Origin of the sequence: Lapidilactobacillus concavus DSM 17758 (genome assembly GCF_001435835.1) — a bacterium.
Taxonomy (GTDB): Bacteria; Bacillota; Bacilli; order Lactobacillales; family Lactobacillaceae; genus Lapidilactobacillus; species Lapidilactobacillus concavus.
On sequence record NZ_AZFX01000054.1, the window covers coordinates 1 to 492 of the forward strand.

At 41.1% G+C, this 492-nt stretch carries 1 pseudogene; it reads right to left on the bottom strand.

Annotation, left to right across the window (positions count from 1 at the left end):
- Positions 1 to 14: 14 nt before the first annotated feature.
- Positions 15 to 492 (bottom strand): annotated as a pseudogene (locus tag FC15_RS05430) (IS30-like element ISLpl1 family transposase); the annotation flags it as partial.

Here is a 492-nt window from a genome sequence, read left to right on the forward strand (position 1 = left end):
GGTAGATTGCAAATTTAATCCGAATTTTTGGACAAATTTGTCAGCATAACCTGATACGGTGTTTGCCAGTCGAGTATTTTAAGCGGTCGCTGGTTAATTTGGAGTAACGTCGTCGTTAAATCTTGAGCACTAATGTGCTCAAAACGAGTCCCTTTAGGATAAAAATAACGTAAATTCCGATTAAAGCGTTCATTACTACCACGTTCAGCTGGCGTATAAGCATGGCAGTAATAGGTCTTAATACCATATTGTGATTCAAGTGATACTAGCCCACTAAACTCAGTGCCACGGTCCACAGTAAAGCTGTGCACCGGATCATTAAAAGTGGTTAGGAACTTAGTTAGTGCTTCATTAACAGTCGCTGTCGTCCGATCTTTTAACCGGTATGCCCAAAGGAACCGTGATTTTCGATCGATTAAAGTTAATAAAACTGCCTTACTATGCCCACGAGGACCAACGACTGTATCTAGTTCAAAATCGCCGATGCGATTA